Origin of the sequence: Pseudomonas sp. P7779, assembly GCF_013386315.1 — a bacterium.
Classification (GTDB): domain Bacteria; phylum Pseudomonadota; class Gammaproteobacteria; order Pseudomonadales; family Pseudomonadaceae; genus Aquipseudomonas.
The window spans coordinates 1-354 of record NZ_JACARZ010000233.1; the positions used below are offsets into that span (position 1 = coordinate 1).

1 pseudogene is annotated in these 354 nt (G+C 56.2%); it reads right to left on the bottom strand.

Annotated elements, in window-relative coordinates:
- Nucleotides 1-89: 89 nt before the first annotated feature.
- A pseudogene (locus HX869_RS31345) lies at nt 90-354 on the bottom strand (amino acid ABC transporter permease); the annotation flags it as partial.

The window sequence follows — 354 nt, forward strand, 5'->3', positions numbered from 1 at the left end:
GTGAGGTCGATGCCGTTCAATACCACATGATCGCCAAATGCCTCGGTCAGGTTGCTTATGTGCAGGATCGCCATGCTTTCTTCCCGGTATCACTGCTCGGCAAAGCGGCGCCGAATCATCAGCATCGCCACGGCGAACAATTTATAGATGCAGAAATACATCAGGCCCGCCACCAGGTAGATGTTCACGCCCAGTGAGGTGGAGGCCGTGAGTGCCTTGGCTTGCCCGAGGATCTCGGTGAAACCGACGGTGTAGGCGAAGGGTGTGTTTTTCAAAATGGCGGTCAGTTCGTTCATCACGCCCGGCAGGGAGAAGCGCAGCATCTGCGGCAGCTCGATATGGAACACAACCTGC